An 18,604-nucleotide genomic window follows, 5' to 3' on the forward strand; every position below is an offset into this window, starting at 1 on the left:
CGTCCGCAGCCTCCCGCACAAGTGAACCGGTACTTTCCCCTCGGTGAACTCTGGGCGACGAGTGTTCGAGCAGACACCCGGACGGCTGGGAGAGTGTCCGTGTCCGTGCATAACCTGGAGGCATGGACGTGAACGCGGCTGTCGCCGCAGTGGCAGCGATCGCCGGCGTGTGTACCGGCGTGATCGCCATGCTGGCGTTCCGCTGGAGCGAGCGCGACCAGGCAAGACCGACGCGCACCTCGCTCCACACGGATGCCGTACTGCCCCCTGGTGTCGACACCGTGCTCTCCGTGCTCCGCTCCTCGGCCGTCGTCCTCGACGAGAGCGACGCGGTGGTCAAGGCCAGCTCGGCCGCGTACGCGCTCGGCCTGGTCCGCGGCGGCAAGCTCGCCGTCGAACCCATGCTGCACATGGCGCGTGACACCCGCAGGGACGGCGAGATAAGGCAGGTGGAACTCGACCTGCCGCGCCGCGGCACCGGCCGCGGCGAAGCCCTCGCCGTCTCCGCACGGGTCGCGCCGCTCGGCTCCCGGCTGGTCCTGCTGCTGGTGGAGGACCTCACGGAGGCCCGCCGGATCGAAGCCGTACGACGCGACTTCGTCGCCAACGTCAGCCACGAACTCAAAACCCCCGTCGGCGCGCTCTCGCTGCTCTCCGAGGCTGTCATGGACGCTTCGGACGACCCCGAGGCGGTCACCCGCTTCGCCGGCCGTATGCAGATCGAGGCGACCCGGCTCACCAACCTCGTACAGGAACTCATAGACCTCTCCCGGGTGCAGAACGACGACCCGCTGGAGGACGCCGAGCCGGTACGCGTGGACGAACTGGTCGCCGAGGCCATCGACAGGTCCCGGCACGCTGCGTCCACGAAACAGATCACGATGGCCGCAGGCGGTACTGTCGACCTGCGCGTATGGGGAAACCGCGGCCAGCTCGCAGCGGCCCTCGGCAATCTCGTCGAGAACGCCGTCAACTACTCCCCGGCCCGCACCCGCGTCGGGATCGCCGTGAACCGGGTGACCAACGGCGGCGACGCCGTCGAGATAGCCGTGACCGACCAGGGCATCGGCATCTCCGAAAAAGACCGCGAGCGGGTCTTCGAGCGGTTCTACCGCGTCGACCCCGCCCGCTCCCGTGCCACGGGCGGTACGGGACTCGGCCTCGCCATCGTCAAGCACGTGGCCGCCTCGCACGGCGGGGAGGTCACCGTGTGGAGCTCCGAAGGCCAGGGCTCCACCTTCACCCTGAAGCTCCCCGAGGCGGGCGCCGCACGGGACCGTTCGACACCGATGACCGGCCTGGACGAAGACGACCAGGCCTCCTACAACGCTGACACCAGCCTGGTGCTGGATCCCCCGACCGTGATTCCTGCCCCGGAGGTCCTTCCGTGACCCGAGTGCTCGTCGTCGAGGATGAGGAATCCTTCAGCGACGCTCTTTCCTACATGCTCCGCAAGGAAGGCTTCGAGGTCGCGATCGCGACCACCGGGCCCGCGGGGCTCGACGAGTTCGAACGCAACGGCGCCGACCTCGTCCTCCTCGACCTGATGCTGCCAGGGCTGCCGGGCACGGAGGTCTGCCGCCAGTTGCGCGGTAAGTCCAACGTCCCGGTGATCATGGTGACCGCCAAGGACAGCGAGATCGACAAGGTCGTCGGCCTGGAGATAGGGGCCGACGACTACGTGACCAAGCCCTTCTCCTCGCGGGAGCTGGTGGCCCGCATCCGCGCGGTCCTGCGCCGCCGCGGCGAGCCGGAGGAGGTCGCCCCCGCGGCCCTGGAGGCCGGTCCGGTACGGATGGACGTGGACCGCCACGTCGTCACCGTCGCCGGCGGCAAGGTCGACCTCCCGCTCAAGGAGTTCGACCTGCTGGAGATGCTGCTGCGCAACGCGGGCCGGGTGCTGACCCGTATGCAGCTCATCGACCGGGTCTGGGGCGCCGACTACGTCGGTGACACCAAGACGCTCGACGTCCACGTCAAAAGACTGCGCGCGAAGATCGAACCCGACCCGGGCGCGCCGCGCTACCTGGTCACGGTGCGGGGTCTCGGCTACAAGTTCGAGCCGTAAACCGAACGATCAGAGCGAGCCGCCCGCGCAGCACGCGGGCCGTGAACCGGCCCGGGTCGCATTGCTCGGGCGCGGCAAGGCGCCCTGTCCGGATCTGACCCGGACAGGGCGCCTTGCCGTACGTACCGAAGGCTCAGCCGAAGGTGCTCGCGGACGCCGTCGCCGAGCCCGCCGGGTTGCCGGACGCGCTCTCCGACGGTTTGCCCGAGGCGCTCTCCGACGGTTTGCCGGACGGGTTGTCCGAAGCGGACTCCGACGGCGACGCCGAGTCCGAGGCGGACGCCGACGGCAGCGCGCTCGGGCCCACGCCCTTGAAGTAGCTCTGCGACGGGACGACCAAGGCGCGCAGCCCCACGTCACCGGTCTTGCTGAAGGTGAAGACGACCTGCTGCGCGTTGCCGTTCATCGCGGCCTCGCTGCCGTTCTCGATGACGGCGGACGCGTTGCCCGCGCCACCGATCTGCACGGACCCCAGGGGCGGTACGGAGATGGGGCCCGAGCCCTTGGCCGGCGAGAGCGTCACGGTCGCGTTCGTGCCCGGCAGCTTCACCGTGTCGAGGGTCTGCTTGCTGCGGCCGTTGTTGAACACGGTGCCGGTGACGACCGCGGGACCACCCGCGTCGGCCTTGGGCTGCGTGACGAGGTTCACGTTCTGGAGGGTGATGTCACCGATGGAGGTGGCAGCGCTGTCCGGCTTGACTTGGAGCGTCTGCGCGTTGTTGCCCGCACCGCACGCGGCGAGCGTGGCGAGCGAGAACACGGTGGCAGTAGCGGCGAGGGCGCCGCGTCGAAGGCTGCGGCTCACGGCGGCGGCAACTCCTTGGACGTATACGAAGGAACGGAACGGGAACGGTCGGGCGGAACACGGGTCGGGCGGCGGAGCGGGTCGGGCGGAACACGGGTCGGGCGGCGGAGCGGGTCGGGCGGAACACGGGTCGGGCGGCGGAACACAGGTCGGGCGGAACGGCTGGGCGGTGCAGGTCGTACGTCGTACGGCTGGTGGCTAAAGGCGCATCAGCGCGCTTAGGTTACCGAGCCGTTGTGGCCGCCCCGCACCCGACCCGCCCCCAACGGCGACCGGCCCCGGGCGGTGCGCCGTCGGGGAGCCCCGTTCCCGGGCCCGTTCCCGTCCCCGATCCCGGGGTTTCGTACGCCGTTCACATAAGCCCGTTGATCAATTATCCCGGCACCCCCGCATTCACCGCCAATACCGCGTCGCCGGAGTATCGCGGGAGTATCGCGGTGGCGGAGTGATCAAATTCAGAATCCCTTGCCCGGCGATCCGCACGGAGGACCGACATCCGAACGGAGTACGGAAACTTCACCCCTCGGAATCCGGCAAATCGGGACGTTCGCCCTCATCGGAGGGTGTTGTTCGGTGCGTAACGCATGTGTTTCCGTGCGCCCGCGCAACCGCTCCGACCTGCGAATACCGTCCCCGGGAAGCCGCCCGCAGCACGTTCAGGTTGCTGTTGTCAAGCCCCGAGATGCGCCCTGACCTGCGAAAACACCATTCAGAACGGGGCATTCTCGTGTTACCCTGGATAGCCACGGAAGGGGTACCTGTCACATGACGTTCAAGGTTGGCGACACCGTGGTCTATCCCCATCACGGGGCCGCGCTGATCGAGGCCATCGAAACTCGCCAGATCAAAGGCGTGGACAAGACCTACTTGGTGCTCAAGGTCGCCCAAGGCGACTTGACGGTGCGCGTACCCGCGGACAATGCGGAGTTCGTCGGCGTGCGCGATGTGGTCGGTCAGGATGGGCTGGACCGGGTCTTCGAGGTGCTTCGGGCACCGTACGCAGAGGAGCCGACAAACTGGTCCCGACGCTACAAGGCAAATCTGGAGAAGCTCGCCTCCGGGGATGTCATCAAGGTCGCCGAAGTCGTACGCGACCTGTGGCGCCGTGAGCGTGAGCGCGGACTCTCCGCCGGTGAGAAGCGCATGCTCGCCAAGGCGCGGCAGATTCTGGTGAGCGAGCTCGCTCTCGCGGAGAACACGAACGAAGACAAGGCCGAGGCTCTGCTCGACGAGGTCCTCGCGTCCTGAATCACGAATGCCGTGGTGCCCGCTGACCAGCTTGCGGAAGATGCTGAGTCGCCGGGCGCTCCGGCATGTCCGTATGTCCCCACCCCGTCCGACATCCGTCGCTCATTCCCCGTACACATGACCTTAGCTCTTCGGTCGTCCGGCGTGCCGGGCTTATCTGGCGTGCCGGGCCCGGCAGCTAGCGCAGCTCGTCTCGACCATGTGTCACGGAAGGGTCCGGTCAAGGCGTCGCGCCCGGCACGCTCAGGCCATACCCACGTCGGCCGAGGACACAAACCTGCCGGAGTGGAACCGATGTCAGACGAAGCCAGCCCGCACCGAACCGCCGCCGTGATCCCCGCGGCGGGCCGGGGCGTACGGCTCGGCCCCGGCGCCCCCAAGGCGCTGCGCGGCCTGGGCGGCACCCCCATGCTGATCCACGCGGTACGGGCGATGGCGGCGTCCCGCGCCGTGTCGCTCGTCGTCGTGGTCGCGCCGCCCGACGGCGCGGGCGAGGTCAAGAACCTCCTCGACGAGCACGCGCTGCCGCAGCGCACCGACTACCTGGTCGTACCCGGCGGCGAGACGCGCCAGGAATCCGTACGGCTCGGCATTCAGGCGCTGCCCGACGGCATCACCACCGTCCTCGTCCATGACGCGGCCCGCCCGCTGGTGCCGGTCGACACCGTGGACGCCGTCGTGGACGCCGTACGGGACGGCGCGGTCGCCGTCGTCCCCGCGCTGCCCGTCTCCGACACCGTCAAGCAGGTCGAGCCGCGGCCGAAGGGCGAACCCGAGCCGGTCGTCGCCACGCCCGACCGGGCCACGCTGCGCGCCGTACAGACCCCGCAGGGCTTCGACAGGGCCACGCTCCAGCTCGCCCACGAGACGGTGGCCCAGCGGGGCGAAGGCGCCACGGACTGCGCGGGCATGGTCGAGCAGCTCGGCTCGCCCGTCGTGGTCGTACCGGGCCACGAAGAGGCGTTCAAGGTGACCCGGCCGCTGGACCTGGTGCTGGCCGAGGCCGTTCTCGCCCGGAGGAGGGCCAACGATGAGTTCTGACGTGACCGGCACAGACCGGGTGGTCCTTCCGCAGGTCGGGATCGGTACCGACATCCACGCCTTCGAGGAAGGCCGCGAACTCTGGTGCGCCGGCCTGCTCTGGGAGAACGAGGGTCCGGGGCTCGCCGGCCACTCCGACGCCGATGTCGTCGCCCACGCCGCCTGCAACGCGCTCTTCTCGGCGGCAGGGCTGGGCGACCTCGGCGCGCACTTCGGCACCGGCAGGCCCGAGTGGTCCGGCGCCTCCGGTCTTACGCTGCTGACCGAGGCCGCGCGGATCGTGCGCGACGGCGGTTTCGCCATCGGGAACGTCGCCGTGCAGGTCGTGGGGTTGCGGCCGAAGATCGGCAAGCGCCGGGAAGAGGCGCAGAAGATCCTCTCCGAAGCGGTCGGCGCGCCCGTCTCCGTATCGGCCGCCACCTCCGACGGTCTCGGGTTCACCGGCAGGGGCGAGGGGCTGGCCGCGATCGCGACCGCGCTCGTCGTCCGTACGTAGAGACATAAGCGACGCAGAAGACGCAGGAGACGTAAGAGACGCGGGAGGGGCGGCGGGCGTCCCGTACGCCGGTACGGGTGACGCCCGCCGCCCCCCGCTCCGCCCCCGGATCGTCCCCGCTCCGTCCCCCGGACCAGATTTCGGTGTCCCCGTTGCCCAAAGCGTCCCGGGGCACTGCCCCGGGCGCACTACCCTTGTCGCGTGACTATTCGGCTGTACGACACCGGCGCCCGGCAGATCCGTGACTTCGTCCCGCTCACCCCGGGCTGTGTCTCGATCTACCTCTGCGGCGCCACCGTGCAGGCCGCCCCGCACATCGGGCACATCAGGTCGGGGCTGAACTTCGACATCATGCGCCGCTGGTTCACGCACCGGGGCTACGACGTCACATTCATCCGCAACGTCACCGACATCGACGACAAGATCATCTGGAAGTCGGCCGAGCAGGGCCGCCCCTGGTGGGCCATCGGGTACGAGAACGAGCGGGCGTTCAACGCCGGTTACGACGTCCTCGGCTGCCTGCCGCCCAGCTACGAGCCCCGCGCGACCGGCCACATCACCGAGATGATCGAGATGATGCGGGTCCTCATCGAGCGCGGCAACGCGTACGAGTGCGAGGGCAACGTCTACTTCGACGTGCGGTCCTTCCCCGACTACCTCCAGCTCTCCAACCAGGACCTCGACGAGCTGCGGCAGCCATCGGGCGACGGCGAGACCGGCAAGCGCGACCCGCGCGACTTCGCCCTGTGGAAGGCCGTCAAGCCCGGCGAGCCGAGCTGGGAGACGCCTTGGGGCCGTGGCAGGCCCGGCTGGCACCTGGAGTGCTCGGCGATGGCGCACAAGTACCTGGGCGCCGCCTTCGACATCCACGGCGGCGGCCTCGACCTGATCTTCCCGCACCACGAGAACGAGATCGCGCAGGCCAAGGCGTACGGCGACGACTTCGCGCAGTACTGGGTGCACAACGCCTGGGTCACCATGAGCGGCGAGAAGATGTCCAAGTCGCTGGGCAACTCGGTGCTGGTCTCCGAGATGGTCAAGCGCTGGCGGCCCATCGTCCTGCGCTACTACCTCGGCACCCCGCACTACCGCTCGATGATCGAGTACAGCGAGGAGGCGCTGCGCGAGGCCGAGTCGGCGTTCGCGCGGATCGAGGGCTTCATCCAGCGCGTCGTGGAGAAGAACGGCGGCGCGGCCCCCGCGGCCGACGAGGTGCCGCCGGCCTTCGCCGACGCCATGGACGACGACCTCGGTGTCCCGCAGGCCCTCGCGATCGTGCACACCACCGTCCGGCAGGGGAACTCGGCGCTCGCAGCCGACGACAAGGAGGCGGCCGTCGCCCGGCTCGCCGAGGTGCGCGCCATGCTCGGCGTCCTCGGTCTCGACCCGCTGGACGAGCACTGGGCGGGCGAGGCCGACCGGGGCGAGGATCTGCACGGCGTCGTCGACACCCTCGTACGGCTGGTGCTCGACCAGCGCGAGGCGGCGCGCGCCCGCAAGGACTGGGCCAGTGCCGACGCCATCCGCGACCAGCTCCAGCAGTCGGGCCTGTCCGTCGAGGACAGCGCGTCGGGACCCCGCTGGACGCTCGGCCCGCGCTGACCACGGGCGCGGTTACGTACGCTGTCACTGAACCTCGTTACACATATGAACGCCGCGTACGCCGCGTACGCATCACGGAAGCAACGAAACAGGTAGGTCATGGCCGGGAACAGCAGGAACCGCCGCACGTCCGGCAAGAAGGGCATGCAGGTCGGTAGCGGCGGCCAGCGGCGCCGGGGCCTCGAAGGCAAGGGCCCGACTCCGCCTGCCTCCGCGCGCAAGGGCCATGTCAAGAACCGCGTCGCCAACGCGAAGGCCAAGCAGACCCAGCGCCGCCAGGTCGCCCGCCGTGGCGGCAAGGGCACCAGCGAGATGGTCGTGGGCCGCAACCCGGTCTTCGAGGCGCTGCGCGACGGCGTGCCCGCTTCGATGCTCTACGTGCAGCAGTTCATCGACAACGACGAGCGGGTCCGCGAGGCGCTCCAGCTCGCGGCCGACCGCGGCGGCATCCACCTCATGGAGGCCCCCAAGCCGGAGCTGGACCGGCTGACGAACGGCCTCAACCACCAGGGCATGGTGCTCCAGGTCCCGCCGTACGAGTACGCGCATCCGGACGACCTGGCCGCCGCCGCCTTCGACGACGGCGAGGACCCGCTGATCGTCGCGCTGGACGGCGTCACCGACCCGCGCAACCTCGGCGCCGTCGTACGGTCCGTCTCCGCCTTCGGCGGGCACGGCGTCGTCGTCCCCGAGCGGCGCGCGGCCGGTATGACGGCCGGCGCCTGGAAGTCGTCGGCCGGCGCCGCGGCCCGTACGCCGGTCGCCCGCTGTACGAACCTGACGCGGACGCTGGAGGCGTACCGCAAGGCGGGTCTGACGATCGTCGGGCTCGCGGCGGACGGTGAGACCGAGGTCGGCGAGCTGGCGGCGCTGAGCGGGCCCGTCGTGATCGTCGTCGGCAGCGAGGGCAAGGGCCTGTCGCGGCTGGTCGGCGAGACGTGCGACTTCCGCGTCCGGATCCCGATGCCGGGCGGCGCTGAGTCGCTCAACGCGGGTGTGGCGGCGGGGATCGTGCTGTACGAGGCGTCCCGCCACCGCGTCTGACGCCTGGCGTCGGCGCGGTGGCGTGCTGCCGTCTCAGCCCGTTCCGCCCGGCTACGTACGGCGGTTGAGGGCGCCGCGTGCCCGCAGGACGCGGCGTCTGACCCGGAGCAGCAACGGCGGTCGCACCCCGGCCCGCAGGACCGGGGGCGCGCCGTCCTGCGGGATCGTCAGGGACACCGGCAGCTCGGTCTCCTTCTGCCGGCCGCAGTTCACGATGCGCGCCTTCAGCTCCCAACTGCCGCCCTTGCGGCCCGCGTTGATGGTGTCGGGGGCGAGCCGGGCCACCGACTGCTGGACGAGTCTGAACGCCCCGTCCGTGCCTCCGCCGCCACCGCCGCCGCTGCTGTTGGCGCCGGCTCCGTCGACCGGGACGCGCTTCGCCGTACTCGTACCCGGCAGGAAGAACTCCTCGCCGCCGCCGCCCCTGCGGCGCGCCACGACGTCCAGCCGGGCCGACTTGAGCCGGTCCGTGACGTCCAGGGCCTCCGGCGGTATGCCGCTCACGGGCAGTCGTAGCAGGTCTCTCCCGCCGCCTCCACCGCCGTCGCCGCCTTCGTGCGTGTACGTCAACGGGCCGTCGGGGCCGATCAGTTCGGCCTCGACGGTGACCTCGTCGTCCCCCGTCACCCGGGCCGTCGCCTTCGCCCGGATCGCCGCCTCCCAGCTTCCCAGCTCGGCCAGTTCGTCGGCCCTGCCCTGGACGACGAGCGCCACCACGGCGCGCTGCGGCGCCGGGAGTCCTGCGGCCACGCCGGGCGCGAACCGCTCCGTCACCACGGACCGCACCTCGTGGAAGAACTCCGCGCGCCACTCGGCCGGCGCGTCGAGATACCGGGCCGCTGTCAGCCGCGCGACCATCTCCACCCGCAGCCAGCGCCGGTGCAGCCGGTCGCGCAGCGCGCCCGGCTCCGTGTTGGCGTCCACGATGTCCAGCGCCTCGCGTACGTTGCCGAAGTAGCCCGCCGGGTCGAAGCGCCGGAAACCGGCGTTCGACGCGTCGGCGCGCGCCACGTGGAAGTAGCAGACGTAGTCGGAGAGCACCGAGATCCGGTCGGCCGCGAAGTACGCGGCCGTCACGAACACATGGTCCTCCAGGCGCCGCTTGCCCTCGGGGAAGCGCAGCCCGTGCTTCAGCAGGAACGACCTGCGGAACATCTTGTGCGGGGTGAGGCTGTCGATCAGCGGATCGGCGGCGAGCGTCGCGGCCGGCCTGTTGTGCCGGAACAGCTCGCGCGGCACGTTGCGGCCACGGCCCGCCATCTTCCCGATGACGACGTCCGCGTCGTTCTCCTTCGCGTACGTGTAGAGCCGTTGCAGCGCCTCGTCGCCGAGCCAGTCGTCGTTGTCGGCGAACTGCACGTACTCACCGCGCGCCCGGTCGATCCCGATGTTGCGGGGGCGCGACGGCCAGCCGGAGTTGGGGATGTGGACGACGGTGATGTTGTCGTGCTCGGCGGCGAGTGTGTCGAGCCGGGCGCCGGTGCCGTCGGTCGAACCGTCGTCCACGAAGATCGCCTCCCAGTCGGCCTTCGGCATCGACTGGCGCAGCAGTGACGTGATCAACTCGCCGATGTCGGCGCCCGGGTTGTAGACCGGTACGACCACGCTGACCTTGGGCGGCGCACCGCTCGCGCCCTGCTCCCGCGCCTTCTGGGCGGCTGTCTTGGCCAAGTCCCGCTCGGGGTCGGGTAAATCCCGTGCGGAGTGGTCGTTCTTCAGCGAGTTCACCATGGGAACAGGATGCCGCAAAAGCCACACATGGCGCACAGTCAATCGACAGTCCGGGAGTGGCGCCGGATGATCTTGACGGGTCTCGGACATATCGCGCGCGTCAAGGCAGTGTCCTAAACACAAGTCACTCGGTTAGATGAGTGTGGACACCAGAACGCCCCGGCCCGGGTTCGACGATCAGCCCCCGCTGAGCATGCTCAAGGTGGACTGCGATCCCGCGCAGGTCATCGTGAACCACGCCAGCTTCCGGGTGAAACTCGCGACGCCCCAGCGCACGGGCACCGCACGCGCAGGCACCGCACGCGCGGGTGCCGAGACCGCGCGTATCCCCGCCATGAGCGGCACCGCAGGCAAGGCAGGCACCGCGGGCGCCGGTGCCGGCGCCGTACGCCGCCGGGCCCCCGTCGTGTGGAGCGGCAGGTCCGAGCCGGGTGACCCCGGAGCGAGCGGGCTCCTCCAGGCCGTACGGAACTCGTCGGCGGTGCGCGCGGGCGGCGTGGGCGGCGTGGGCGCGGGCAGCGTGGGCGCGGGCAGCGTGGGCGCGGGCAGCGCGGGCGGCGGCTATCCCGGCGCTGCGGAGGGAGGCTACGACACCGGCGCGACGCAGGTCATCCCCCGGATCGACCTCGACGACGACGGCACGACCGCCGTCCCGGCCGTCCCCGGCGGTGGCGGTGGCCGCAGGCCCGGCGGCCCGCTGCTGCCCCCGATGCGGCAGGCCGTCGGCGCGTACGACGCCCCCGAACACGACCCGGACGAGCAGAGTTACGAGCTGTATCCCGAGGCCGGTTCCGACTCCGGTTCCGACACCGGCCGCGACGGGCCGCGCAGCCAGCGGCACGGCGCGGACAACGTCCGGCACGCGTACTACCCGGGCCGCCGGATGAACCTCGGCGTGGTGCTGCTCCCGCTGCGTGTGTTCCTCGGGTTCATCTCCATCTACGCCGGGATGGGCAAGCTCTGCGACCCCGTCTACTTCGACGGCGGCGAGCGCGGCTCCATGGTGAAGTGGCTCAACTCGCTGCACCCGTGGGCCCTCGCCGAGCCGCTGCGCGACTTCGCGCTCTCGCACCCGGTGGGCGCCGGGCTCAGCGTCGCGTTCCTCCAGATCGTCGCCGGTGTGCTCACGGTGCTGGGCCTCTGGCAGCGGGTCGCCGCCTCGCTCGGCACGCTGCTGTCGGCGGCGCTGATCCTCACCGTGAGCTGGCGGACCGTACCGGCGTACGACGCACCGGACATCATCTACCTCGCCGCCTGGTCCCCGCTGATCATCGCGGGCGCCCCGGTCTACTCCGTCGACGGACGCCTCGCGGGCGAGGCCTGGCGCAAGCTCGGGCCGCGCTCCGAGATCTGGGACCTGCGCAGGCACGTACTGCGCCGCGGCACGGTCATCGCGAGCATCGTCATCGGGCTGACCCTGCTCATCGGGTCCGTGCTCGGCGGGGCCGTACGGTCGTCCGACATGGTGACGGTGCCGGGCCCCAACCAGGACCCGGTCAACCAACTCCCGGGCGCCCCGCTGCCGCAGAAGTCGCGGCACAGCAAGGCGTCGCAGTCGCCGACCGGTTCGGCCGGTACGAGCGGCCGTCCGACGGAGCCGTCGGCGAGCAAGTCGCAGAGCCCGGCGGCGCAGCAGTCCACGGCGGGCAGCGCGGCACCGGCACGGCAGAGCGGCCCCTCGGACACGGCGGGCACCGCGCAGCAGCCCAGCAGGACGCAGGGCACGGGCGGCGGCCAGGCGCCCCCGCAGACGGCCCAGCAGGCGCCTCCGGCGACCGGCAGCCAGGGCCCGGCCTCCAGCGGCGGTACGAGCGGTGGCGGCGGCAGCACGGGCGGCGGCGGGAGCAACGACGGCGGCGACAGCGGCGGTACGAGCGGCGGGTCGACGTCGGGCGGCGGCGGGGGCGGGGCGAAGAACCCGATCGGCGGGCTGCTCGGCTGAGACCGGGAGGACATGAGGGAGGGGCGGCCACCGGGGTACGGGGTGGCCGCCCCTTCGTGACGGACGGGTACGTACGTAGCTCGCCGGCGGACCTCAAACCCGGCCGGGAGCCGGGAGCCGGGAGCCGGGAGCCCGCGGCCAAAACCCAAAACGCCGGGCCCAAAACCCCGGGCCCCGGGCCCCGGGCCCCGGGCCCCGGGGTCTCAAATCCCGCCGGTGGCAAGCTCCTTGGCGGCCTCGGTGAGGTCCTTCGCGGTGTCGATGGCCCGCCAGTACGCCCCTTGCGGCAGCGGGAAGCCCGCCAGCCGGCGCTCACGGGCCAGGCGGGGGAAGGTCGTACGTTCGTGGTCGCCGCGGTCGGGCAGCAACTCGACGAAGCCCGGGGCGAACACGTACACGCCCGCGTTGATCAGATAAGGCGACGGCGGCGACTCGATGAAGTCGAGGACGTGCCCGAACTCGTCGGTCTCCACGGCCCCCCAGGGGATCCGGGGCCGGGCGAGCGCCAGCGTCGCCGTGGCGTCGCGCTCCGCGTGGAAGGCCGCCATCTCGCGCAGCGAGAACCGCGTCCAGATGTCGCCGTTCGTCGCGTACCAGGGCTCGGTGGGGTCCTTCAGATGCGCGGCGGCGTACTTGAGCCCGCCGCCGCGCCCGAGGGGTTCGGACTCGACCACCGTGGTGACGTGGAGCGGCAACACGGCGTCGTCCAGCCATTCCTGGAGGACTTCGGCGAGATGGCCGCAGGAGACGACGGCGTCCGTCACCCCCTCGGCGGCCAGCCAGGAAAGCTGATGGCCGATGATCGGGGTCCCCGTTCCGGGGATCTCGACCATCGGCTTGGGACGGTCATCGGTGTACGGGCGCAGCCGCGACCCCTGGCCGCCCGCCAGGACCACGGCCTGCGTCGGATAGGTATGCATGCCGTGCACGATATGCGGGACGGGCAGGGAGCCCTCGGTCAGCTCCCCGCGGTCTGCTGGGAGACCCCGTAGGCGAACGACGTGTCGCACACGGGACGCGAGAACGACTGCGCGCGTGTGGGACCGTAGTGGGCGACGGCCGCGCGGCCCAGGGACCGGGCGATCGACATGCAGTGCTTGGCGAGCGAGGGGCGGGCCTCGACCTCGCGCTGGAGATGGGTCAGGGCGATCCCCGGGTCCTTCTCCTGAAGCTCCACCAGGAGCTTGTCGCGGAGAATATCCTGCGGGGTGCGGGACTTGGCCTTCACGGACGCGGTGTCCGACGAAGCGGTCATGATCTGCGACTCGGAACTGGACGCCCACGGGACACGCGCGACAGCGAGGGTCCCGGAGAGCACCAGAACGACGGGCAGTACGAAGGCGAGAGTTCGGCCGATACGGCGGGCTGTATGGGTCACGCAGGCGAGCGTAGCGGCCAGTGATGATTTGGCGACATTTAGTCACTCTGCCGGGGGATGGTTCGAGGGGTCTTTTCGAATTACGTGTTGACGCCCCTTGGTCGAAGTCGCCTGCGTACCGGGGCATTTGTCGACATACGCCGACGGCCCCGCACCGGAGTGCGGGGCCGTGCGGACGAATTCGCGCCGGTGAACGGGGTGGGCGCGTCAGTCGTTTCAGTCGATCAGTCGGTGAGGCGCTCGCCGGTGGAGGTCGAGAAGACGTGCAGCTCGCCCGGGTGCGGGGTGACGTGGACGGTGGTGCCCTTCTCCGGCACCGAACGGCCGTTGACGCGGACGACCAGTTCCTTGGTCTCGTTGTCGAGCTGGGCCGAGCCGTAGACGTAACCGTCGGCGCCCAGCTCCTCGACGACGTTGACGGCGACGGCGAGGCCGGCCGGGGCGTCGTCGGTCGCCTTCGTGAGCGACTTGGTGGCGGCGCCCTCTTCACCGGCGATGTCGAAGTGCTCGGGGCGGACACCGACCGTGACGGTGGTGTCGCCGCGGTCGGCGGCGGCCGACAGCGCCTCACGCGAGACCGGGACGATGGTGTTGCCGAACTTCACACCGCCGTCGGTGATCGGGACCTCGATCAGGTTCATCGCGGGGGAGCCGATGAAGCCGGCGACGAAGAGGTTCTTCGGGCGGTCGTACATGTTGCGCGGCGAGTCCACCTGCTGGAGGAGCCCGTCCTTGAGGACCGCGACGCGGTCGCCCATGGTCATGGCCTCGACCTGGTCGTGGGTGACGTACACGGTGGTGATGCCGAGGCGGCGCTGCAGCGAGGCGATCTGCGTACGGGTGGAGACACGGAGCTTGGCGTCGAGGTTCGACAGCGGCTCGTCCATGAGGAACACCTGCGGCTCACGCACAATGGCGCGGCCCATCGCGACACGCTGGCGCTGACCACCGGAGAGCGCCTTCGGCTTGCGGTCGAGGTACTCGGTGAGGTCCAGGATCTTCCCGGCCTCCTCGACCTTCTTGCGGATGTCCGCCTTGTTGACGCCGGCGATCTTGAGCGCGAAGCCCATGTTGTCGGCGACGGACATGTGCGGGTACAGCGCGTAGTTCTGGAACACCATCGCGATGTCCCGGTCCTTCGGCGGCAGGTGCGTGACGTCGCGGTCACCGATGCGGATGACTCCGTCGTTGACGTCCTCAAGACCCGCGAGCATGCGCAGGGAGGTCGACTTGCCACAACCGGAAGGACCGACGAGGACGAGGAACTCGCCGTCGGCGACATCGAGCTCAAGCTGGTCGACAGCGGGCTTCGTGGAGCCCGGGTAGACCCGGGTTGCCTTGTCGAACGAGACAGTTGCCATGATCAGTGTGTCCCTTCACCGGCAGGAACGTGCCGGACGATCCGAGTAAAGGAATGGATCTTCCACAGGGAAGCGGAAGATGGGTCTAGTCCACCTGGGTGAACTTGGGGTGACGTTACCCCCGGATTTCCGATCTGTCAGTAGGTTCACCTGCACGAAATTCTGCCGGACCACTGATCGGAGACGGCTACACTTCTCTCGCGCGCCTCCTTAGCTCAGTTGGCCAGAGCAACGCACTTGTAATGCGTAGGTCGTCGGTTCGAATCCGACAGGAGGCTCCAGGATGAACCCCGGGTCAGGCTTCTGACCTGGGGTTTTTCGCTGCTCCCGTACCCGCTCGATTCGCCCGTCGGTCCAGTTGCGCCCGCAGCGGCCAAGGGGAGCGCGAGGGGAGCGCATGTGGACAGGCGACGGACAACGGGCCGTTCCTGGGGGAGCGCGCGGCGTGCCCGGCAGAAGCTGGGCGGGGTCCTGTTGACGCAGTCGACTGGCGACGGCCCCGGACGTTCTCGTCCAGTCGTCAGGCTGAGCCCGGAGCGCGGACGGCCTTCCCGTGGAGCGTTGAGTTGTCTCTGCTGATTTGTGGCATCCCGACAACAGGCAACCCGTAGGCTGATGGGGTGCCGGATATTCAGCAGAGTGTGAATTTCAAGGCGATCGTCGCCCAGACGAGCGCGGTGCTGCTGACCCGTGGCGTTGAGGTCGAGCCGGTGGCGGTACGCGATGTGGTGGCGCTGATGGTCCGCTCGGTCGCCGAGCGGATGAACATGGACGAGGGGGAGGCCCTCCAGATGGTCGTGCCAGAGACGGTGGCGGATGCCATCGTCACTGCTGCGGATCCGGACCGACAGGGCGCGGAGGACGTGCATTCAGTACGGCCGGTCCGGGTGGATGCCAGCTCGGTCGCACTGCCGGTACGCGTTGCGGGCCGCCTGGTGATGGCCTCCGCGCAGGCGGCCAAGTACGCGCGACTGAACGGCAACGGGCGCATCGCGGACCAGGCGCTGGACCTGGCCACTGAGATCGGAGCGGCCCTGGCCTCCCCAGGCAGCGGTGAGGCTGCCGAGACGCCGGTCGGGGCACTGATCGAACTCGCCGAGATCGCCGAGGCTGTCGCCGCGCGCGTCGAGGCCGGGAAATGGAGCATCTGCCCCTGCGGGGAGGGGGGGCAGCACGATCAGTACGAAGTGGACGCGGCTATGCCCGCAACCCTGCGATCCGACGCTGCGCTCGCCCGCCGCTGGAGCCAGCGGTGAAGCAGACCAATACTCGCTGGACTGAATCGCAGCGCTCATCCGGCACAGTCGGTGGTGGACCACTGAGGGCGTGCGCCACCGGCTGAACGAGTGCGTCGCGTGGGCTATCACGGCCTCGGGAAACATCAGTACAGCCGTTGGCGCTGAGATTGATCGTGGGGTCTAGCTGCGGATCTCCGTGTTCGGGTGAGGCTGGGCCTGGAGGCGGTCGCGGAGGCTGATCTCCTCGGGAGTGAGCGGGTCCCCGGGCCGGCGGATGTGGACCGGCTTGGGCCGCACCGGCAGGCCGTTTTCCGCTGCGGCTTCCTCCGCTTCGGCGAACGCCCGGTAGAGCGAGGCGACCGAGGGGTTCTTGCCCGCGTTCTTCCCGGTCTTGATGACCAGCTTCTTGGCGTTCTCCGGGACGGGGACGCCCTTGTCCTTGAGCGCGACGGCGAAGGTGAGCATGTCGTCGTCGATGACCTTCGGCCGTCCCCCGTGGTTGCCCTTCGCCGCCGCGGTGACCTGACCTTCGAGGTTCTTCTCCCGGATGTAGTTGCGCTCCATCTGTCCGGCCACGGCGAGCACGGCGAAGAACATGGCGCCCATGCCGTTGGGGTTGTAGATGTCGGCGAGCGGGCCGATGAGGAGTTCGAGTTGGATGCCGCCGGCCTGGAGATCGGCGGACAGCGTCATCAGTTCGCAGCGGTGCGCGCGAGGCGCTTGAGCTCGTGGACGGTGAAGATGACCGGCGTCTAGGGTGCGGCCTCTTTGAACTGGCAGGCCAGGGCGAGTGCCTTCTCCAGTTCGGACCGCACCTTGATACGGGTGCTGATCTGCTCCTTGAAGACTTTGTGGCACTCGGCGCGGTGGAGGGCTTCGAGCTGACTCGCCAGTTCCTGGCGGGCGGTCGACGTCCTCGCGTACCCGACACGGACCGGCCGTTCGGTGCGGGGCGCGGGGACGACGGCGAGCCCGGGGTCCTGCTTCCACGTGCGGCCGGGGAGCCGGTCGGCGGGGACGGGGATCTCCAGTTCCTCCCGGAGCGCAGCGACGAGGATGAAGCGCGGGGTGTGGTATTTCGCGGCTGTCTTCCCGCCCCGAGTGCGGCAGACGTTGCCGGCAGGCGCGTCATAGTTCAGGCATTCGTGATGTTCTACCACCAATACGGCCTGATGGGGCGTGAGATCTATGCCGGGAGTCTCTCAGAACCCCGTTGCACAACGAGCGGGTTTCGAGGGCCTTTTGCGAGCGGTGGCCTGCGGAAACGTGATCGCTTTCGAGGCTCTTGCGGAACTCTCGCAGATGTTCATTTCTGCGAATGTGATGTGCCGCCCGCCTGTAGCGCCATCTAGAAAGGTAACCCTGTGGGGGTTACCTTGGGGTTATTCCTATGGAGGCGTGCGCGATGCCGAAGATCAACGTTTATCTGCCTGATGATCTGGCCGAGGCGGTCAAGGAGGCCGGTGTGCCAGTGTCGGCCGTATGCCAGCGGGCCCTGGAACTGGCAGTGCGACGGGTGACCGCCATCCGTGAGACGCCCTTGGTCGATCTCGACGACGAACCGACCGGCGCACTGGCACACTTCACCGCCAGGACGCGTAGCGTGCTCAACTTGGCCGTGGAACGGGCACAGGAAGCCGGCGCGCCGAGGATGGGCACCGAGCATCTGCTGGCCGCCGTGGTCGACGAGGGCACCAACCTCGCTCTCCATGTGCTGCGGGCCATGGAGATCGAGCCGGAACAGGTCGGGCGTGATCTGGCCCGCCGGCAGCCCGAAGCGCAGGGGACCGGCCCGTCGGACAGCGATCCCCGCCGCTTTGACCGGCCTGCGGCCAACGCCTTGGAGCTGGCGGTTACCGAGGCAATCTCGCTCGGCCACAACTACATCGGGTGCGAGCACGTGCTGCTCGGCCTGGTCGCGGAGCCCGACGGAGTCGCCGGACAGGTTCTACGGGCCTTGGGTACTGACCCCAAGCTCGCCCGCCGCGCCGTCACCGCCGCGCTGGCAGGCTACGTTCACCTGCGGGCTGAGAGTGGGCAGGGGCAACCGGCGGCCGTCGGCGCGCAGCAGGCCCTCGCCGCGGCCATCCGTCAGGAACTCGAACCACTGACCCAGCGCATCGCACACCTCGAGGAGCATCTCGGTCTGAATCCGGAGGTCTGATCACCGTGTTCAGCCGCGATGGCGGTATGCCGCCCGATCAGAAGCGGCGCTACGGCCCACGTCTCCTTCCGCTGTGGCAGCGGTTGCTCCTGCTGGCCGTCCTGGCTCTCATTGTGTGGGGAAGTCTGTGGTGAAACGTCTGGTGATGCCGGCGACCGGCGACACTCTGGCCTATGTCTGTGATCCGCACCGGCGACGGGTCGCCACGGCAGCGGAGTTGCTGCGGGCCATCCCTGCCGACATGCTCCCGGCACAGGTAACGGTCGAGAACGTGATGACGGAGCCCAGCTGGGACACGTCAGCCGCCACCATGCTCACTCTGGCCCGCCGGGCCCGCTCCTCTCTGTTGGAAGAGGGCTTCGACGGTGTCGTGATCAGCCACGGATCCGATACCGCTGAGGAAACCGCGTTCCTCGTCGACCTGATGGCGGGCCCGGCCGCCTCGCGCGGCGGGATCATCCTCACCACCGCCACGCGTTTCCTGGA

At 69.8% G+C, this 18,604-nt stretch carries 17 protein-coding genes, 1 tRNA gene and 1 pseudogene; 12 read left to right on the top strand and 7 right to left on the bottom strand.

Annotation, left to right across the window (positions count from 1 at the left end):
* The first annotated feature begins 122 nt into the window (after window positions 1-122).
* The gene (gene phoR / locus ACZ63I_RS02655; protein ID WP_469334646.1) at window positions 123-1,391 is read left to right on the top strand and encodes a two-component system sensor histidine kinase PhoR; all 1,269 of its coding nucleotides are present in this window, start codon (window positions 123-125) and stop codon (window positions 1,389-1,391) included.
* On the top strand, window positions 1,388-2,068 hold the full coding sequence (gene phoP, locus ACZ63I_RS02660) for a two-component system response regulator PhoP (RefSeq protein WP_041988055.1): 681 nt from the start codon (window positions 1,388-1,390) through the stop codon (window positions 2,066-2,068). The genes phoR and phoP overlap by 4 nt, the downstream gene beginning before the upstream one ends.
* A 133-nt stretch (window positions 2,069-2,201) precedes the next feature.
* Here phoP and ACZ63I_RS02665 read toward each other — a convergent pair whose 3' ends face one another.
* A complete protein-coding gene (locus tag ACZ63I_RS02665) occupies window positions 2,202-2,873 on the bottom strand; it encodes a DUF461 domain-containing protein (RefSeq protein WP_469334648.1) in 672 nt (223 codons plus the stop codon).
* Window positions 2,874-3,638: 765 nt separating this feature from the next.
* Here ACZ63I_RS02665 and ACZ63I_RS02670 point away from each other — a divergent pair.
* The 5 genes from ACZ63I_RS02670 (at window position 3,639) to rlmB (ending at window position 8,304) form a co-directional block, all read left to right on the top strand.
* Complete coding sequence (locus ACZ63I_RS02670) at window positions 3,639-4,121, top strand: CarD family transcriptional regulator (RefSeq protein WP_003953493.1); 483 nt, start codon at window positions 3,639-3,641, stop codon at window positions 4,119-4,121.
* A gap of 294 nt (window positions 4,122-4,415) precedes the next feature.
* The gene (ispD, locus tag ACZ63I_RS02675) at window positions 4,416-5,162 is read left to right on the top strand and encodes a 2-C-methyl-D-erythritol 4-phosphate cytidylyltransferase (protein WP_469334650.1); all 747 of its coding nucleotides are present in this window, start codon (window positions 4,416-4,418) and stop codon (window positions 5,160-5,162) included.
* Window positions 5,152-5,658, top strand: coding sequence for a 2-C-methyl-D-erythritol 2,4-cyclodiphosphate synthase (ispF, locus tag ACZ63I_RS02680; RefSeq protein WP_469334651.1), 507 nt, complete (start codon window positions 5,152-5,154; stop codon window positions 5,656-5,658). The genes ispD and ispF overlap by 11 nt, the downstream gene beginning before the upstream one ends.
* A gap of 201 nt (window positions 5,659-5,859) precedes the next feature.
* Window positions 5,860-7,260: a cysteine--tRNA ligase gene (gene cysS, locus ACZ63I_RS02685; protein WP_469334652.1), complete on the top strand. Its 1,401-nt coding sequence runs from the start codon at window positions 5,860-5,862 to the stop codon at window positions 7,258-7,260.
* A gap of 99 nt (window positions 7,261-7,359) precedes the next feature.
* Window positions 7,360-8,304, top strand: coding sequence for a 23S rRNA (guanosine(2251)-2'-O)-methyltransferase RlmB (gene rlmB / locus ACZ63I_RS02690; RefSeq protein ID WP_469334654.1), 945 nt, complete (start codon window positions 7,360-7,362; stop codon window positions 8,302-8,304).
* A gap of 51 nt (window positions 8,305-8,355) precedes the next feature.
* Here rlmB and ACZ63I_RS02695 read toward each other — a convergent pair whose 3' ends face one another.
* Window positions 8,356-10,035 (bottom strand): glycosyltransferase family 2 protein, encoded by a 1,680-nt coding sequence (locus ACZ63I_RS02695; protein ID WP_469334656.1) that lies wholly within the window; start codon window positions 10,033-10,035, stop codon window positions 8,356-8,358.
* 136 nt (window positions 10,036-10,171) lie between these two features.
* Between ACZ63I_RS02695 and ACZ63I_RS02700 the strand changes: the two genes are divergently transcribed.
* Window positions 10,172-11,977, top strand: a complete 1,806-nt coding sequence (locus tag ACZ63I_RS02700) for a DoxX family protein (RefSeq protein ID WP_469334658.1) — start codon at window positions 10,172-10,174, stop codon at window positions 11,975-11,977.
* Window positions 11,978-12,180: 203 nt separating this feature from the next.
* Here the strand turns inward: ACZ63I_RS02700 and ACZ63I_RS02705 are convergent, their stop codons facing one another.
* The 3 genes from ACZ63I_RS02705 to ACZ63I_RS02715 all read right to left on the bottom strand — a co-directional run bounded on the left by ACZ63I_RS02705 (window position 12,181) and on the right by ACZ63I_RS02715 (window position 14,716).
* Window positions 12,181-12,897, bottom strand: a complete 717-nt coding sequence (locus ACZ63I_RS02705; protein ID WP_469334659.1) for a nucleotidyltransferase family protein — start codon at window positions 12,895-12,897, stop codon at window positions 12,181-12,183.
* Between the two features lie 38 nt (window positions 12,898-12,935).
* A complete protein-coding gene (locus ACZ63I_RS02710) occupies window positions 12,936-13,355 on the bottom strand; it encodes a hypothetical protein (protein ID WP_041988093.1) in 420 nt (139 codons plus the stop codon).
* Window positions 13,356-13,579: 224 nt separating this feature from the next.
* The gene (locus tag ACZ63I_RS02715; protein ID WP_469334661.1) at window positions 13,580-14,716 is read right to left on the bottom strand and encodes an ABC transporter ATP-binding protein; all 1,137 of its coding nucleotides are present in this window, start codon (window positions 14,714-14,716) and stop codon (window positions 13,580-13,582) included.
* 204 nt (window positions 14,717-14,920) lie between these two features.
* Between ACZ63I_RS02715 and ACZ63I_RS02720 the strand changes: the two genes are divergently transcribed.
* Both ACZ63I_RS02720 and ACZ63I_RS02725 read left to right on the top strand, forming a co-directional pair.
* Window positions 14,921-14,997: transfer RNA gene (locus ACZ63I_RS02720), tRNA-Thr, on the top strand.
* A gap of 339 nt (window positions 14,998-15,336) precedes the next feature.
* Window positions 15,337-15,972: a hypothetical protein gene (locus ACZ63I_RS02725; protein WP_469334663.1), complete on the top strand. Its 636-nt coding sequence runs from the start codon at window positions 15,337-15,339 to the stop codon at window positions 15,970-15,972.
* A gap of 162 nt (window positions 15,973-16,134) precedes the next feature.
* Here the strand turns inward: ACZ63I_RS02725 and ACZ63I_RS02730 are convergent, their stop codons facing one another.
* Together ACZ63I_RS02730 and ACZ63I_RS02735 are read right to left on the bottom strand one after the other, a co-directional pair.
* Window positions 16,135-16,647: a hypothetical protein gene (locus tag ACZ63I_RS02730; protein ID WP_469334665.1), complete on the bottom strand. Its 513-nt coding sequence runs from the start codon at window positions 16,645-16,647 to the stop codon at window positions 16,135-16,137.
* 59 nt (window positions 16,648-16,706) lie between these two features.
* A complete protein-coding gene (locus tag ACZ63I_RS02735) occupies window positions 16,707-17,114 on the bottom strand; it encodes a recombinase family protein (protein ID WP_469334667.1) in 408 nt (135 codons plus the stop codon).
* Window positions 17,115-17,359: 245 nt separating this feature from the next.
* Here ACZ63I_RS02735 and ACZ63I_RS02740 point away from each other — a divergent pair, with 245 nt between their 5' ends.
* Together ACZ63I_RS02740 and ACZ63I_RS02745 are read left to right on the top strand one after the other, a co-directional pair.
* Window positions 17,360-18,118 (top strand): Clp protease N-terminal domain-containing protein, encoded by a 759-nt coding sequence (locus ACZ63I_RS02740; RefSeq protein ID WP_469334668.1) that lies wholly within the window; start codon window positions 17,360-17,362, stop codon window positions 18,116-18,118.
* Between the two features lie 145 nt (window positions 18,119-18,263).
* Window positions 18,264-18,596: pseudogene (locus ACZ63I_RS02745) on the top strand (asparaginase domain-containing protein); the annotation flags it as partial.
* Between the last annotated feature and the right edge of the window lie 8 nt (window positions 18,597-18,604).

Source organism: Streptomyces sp. NPDC087906 (assembly GCF_055584925.1).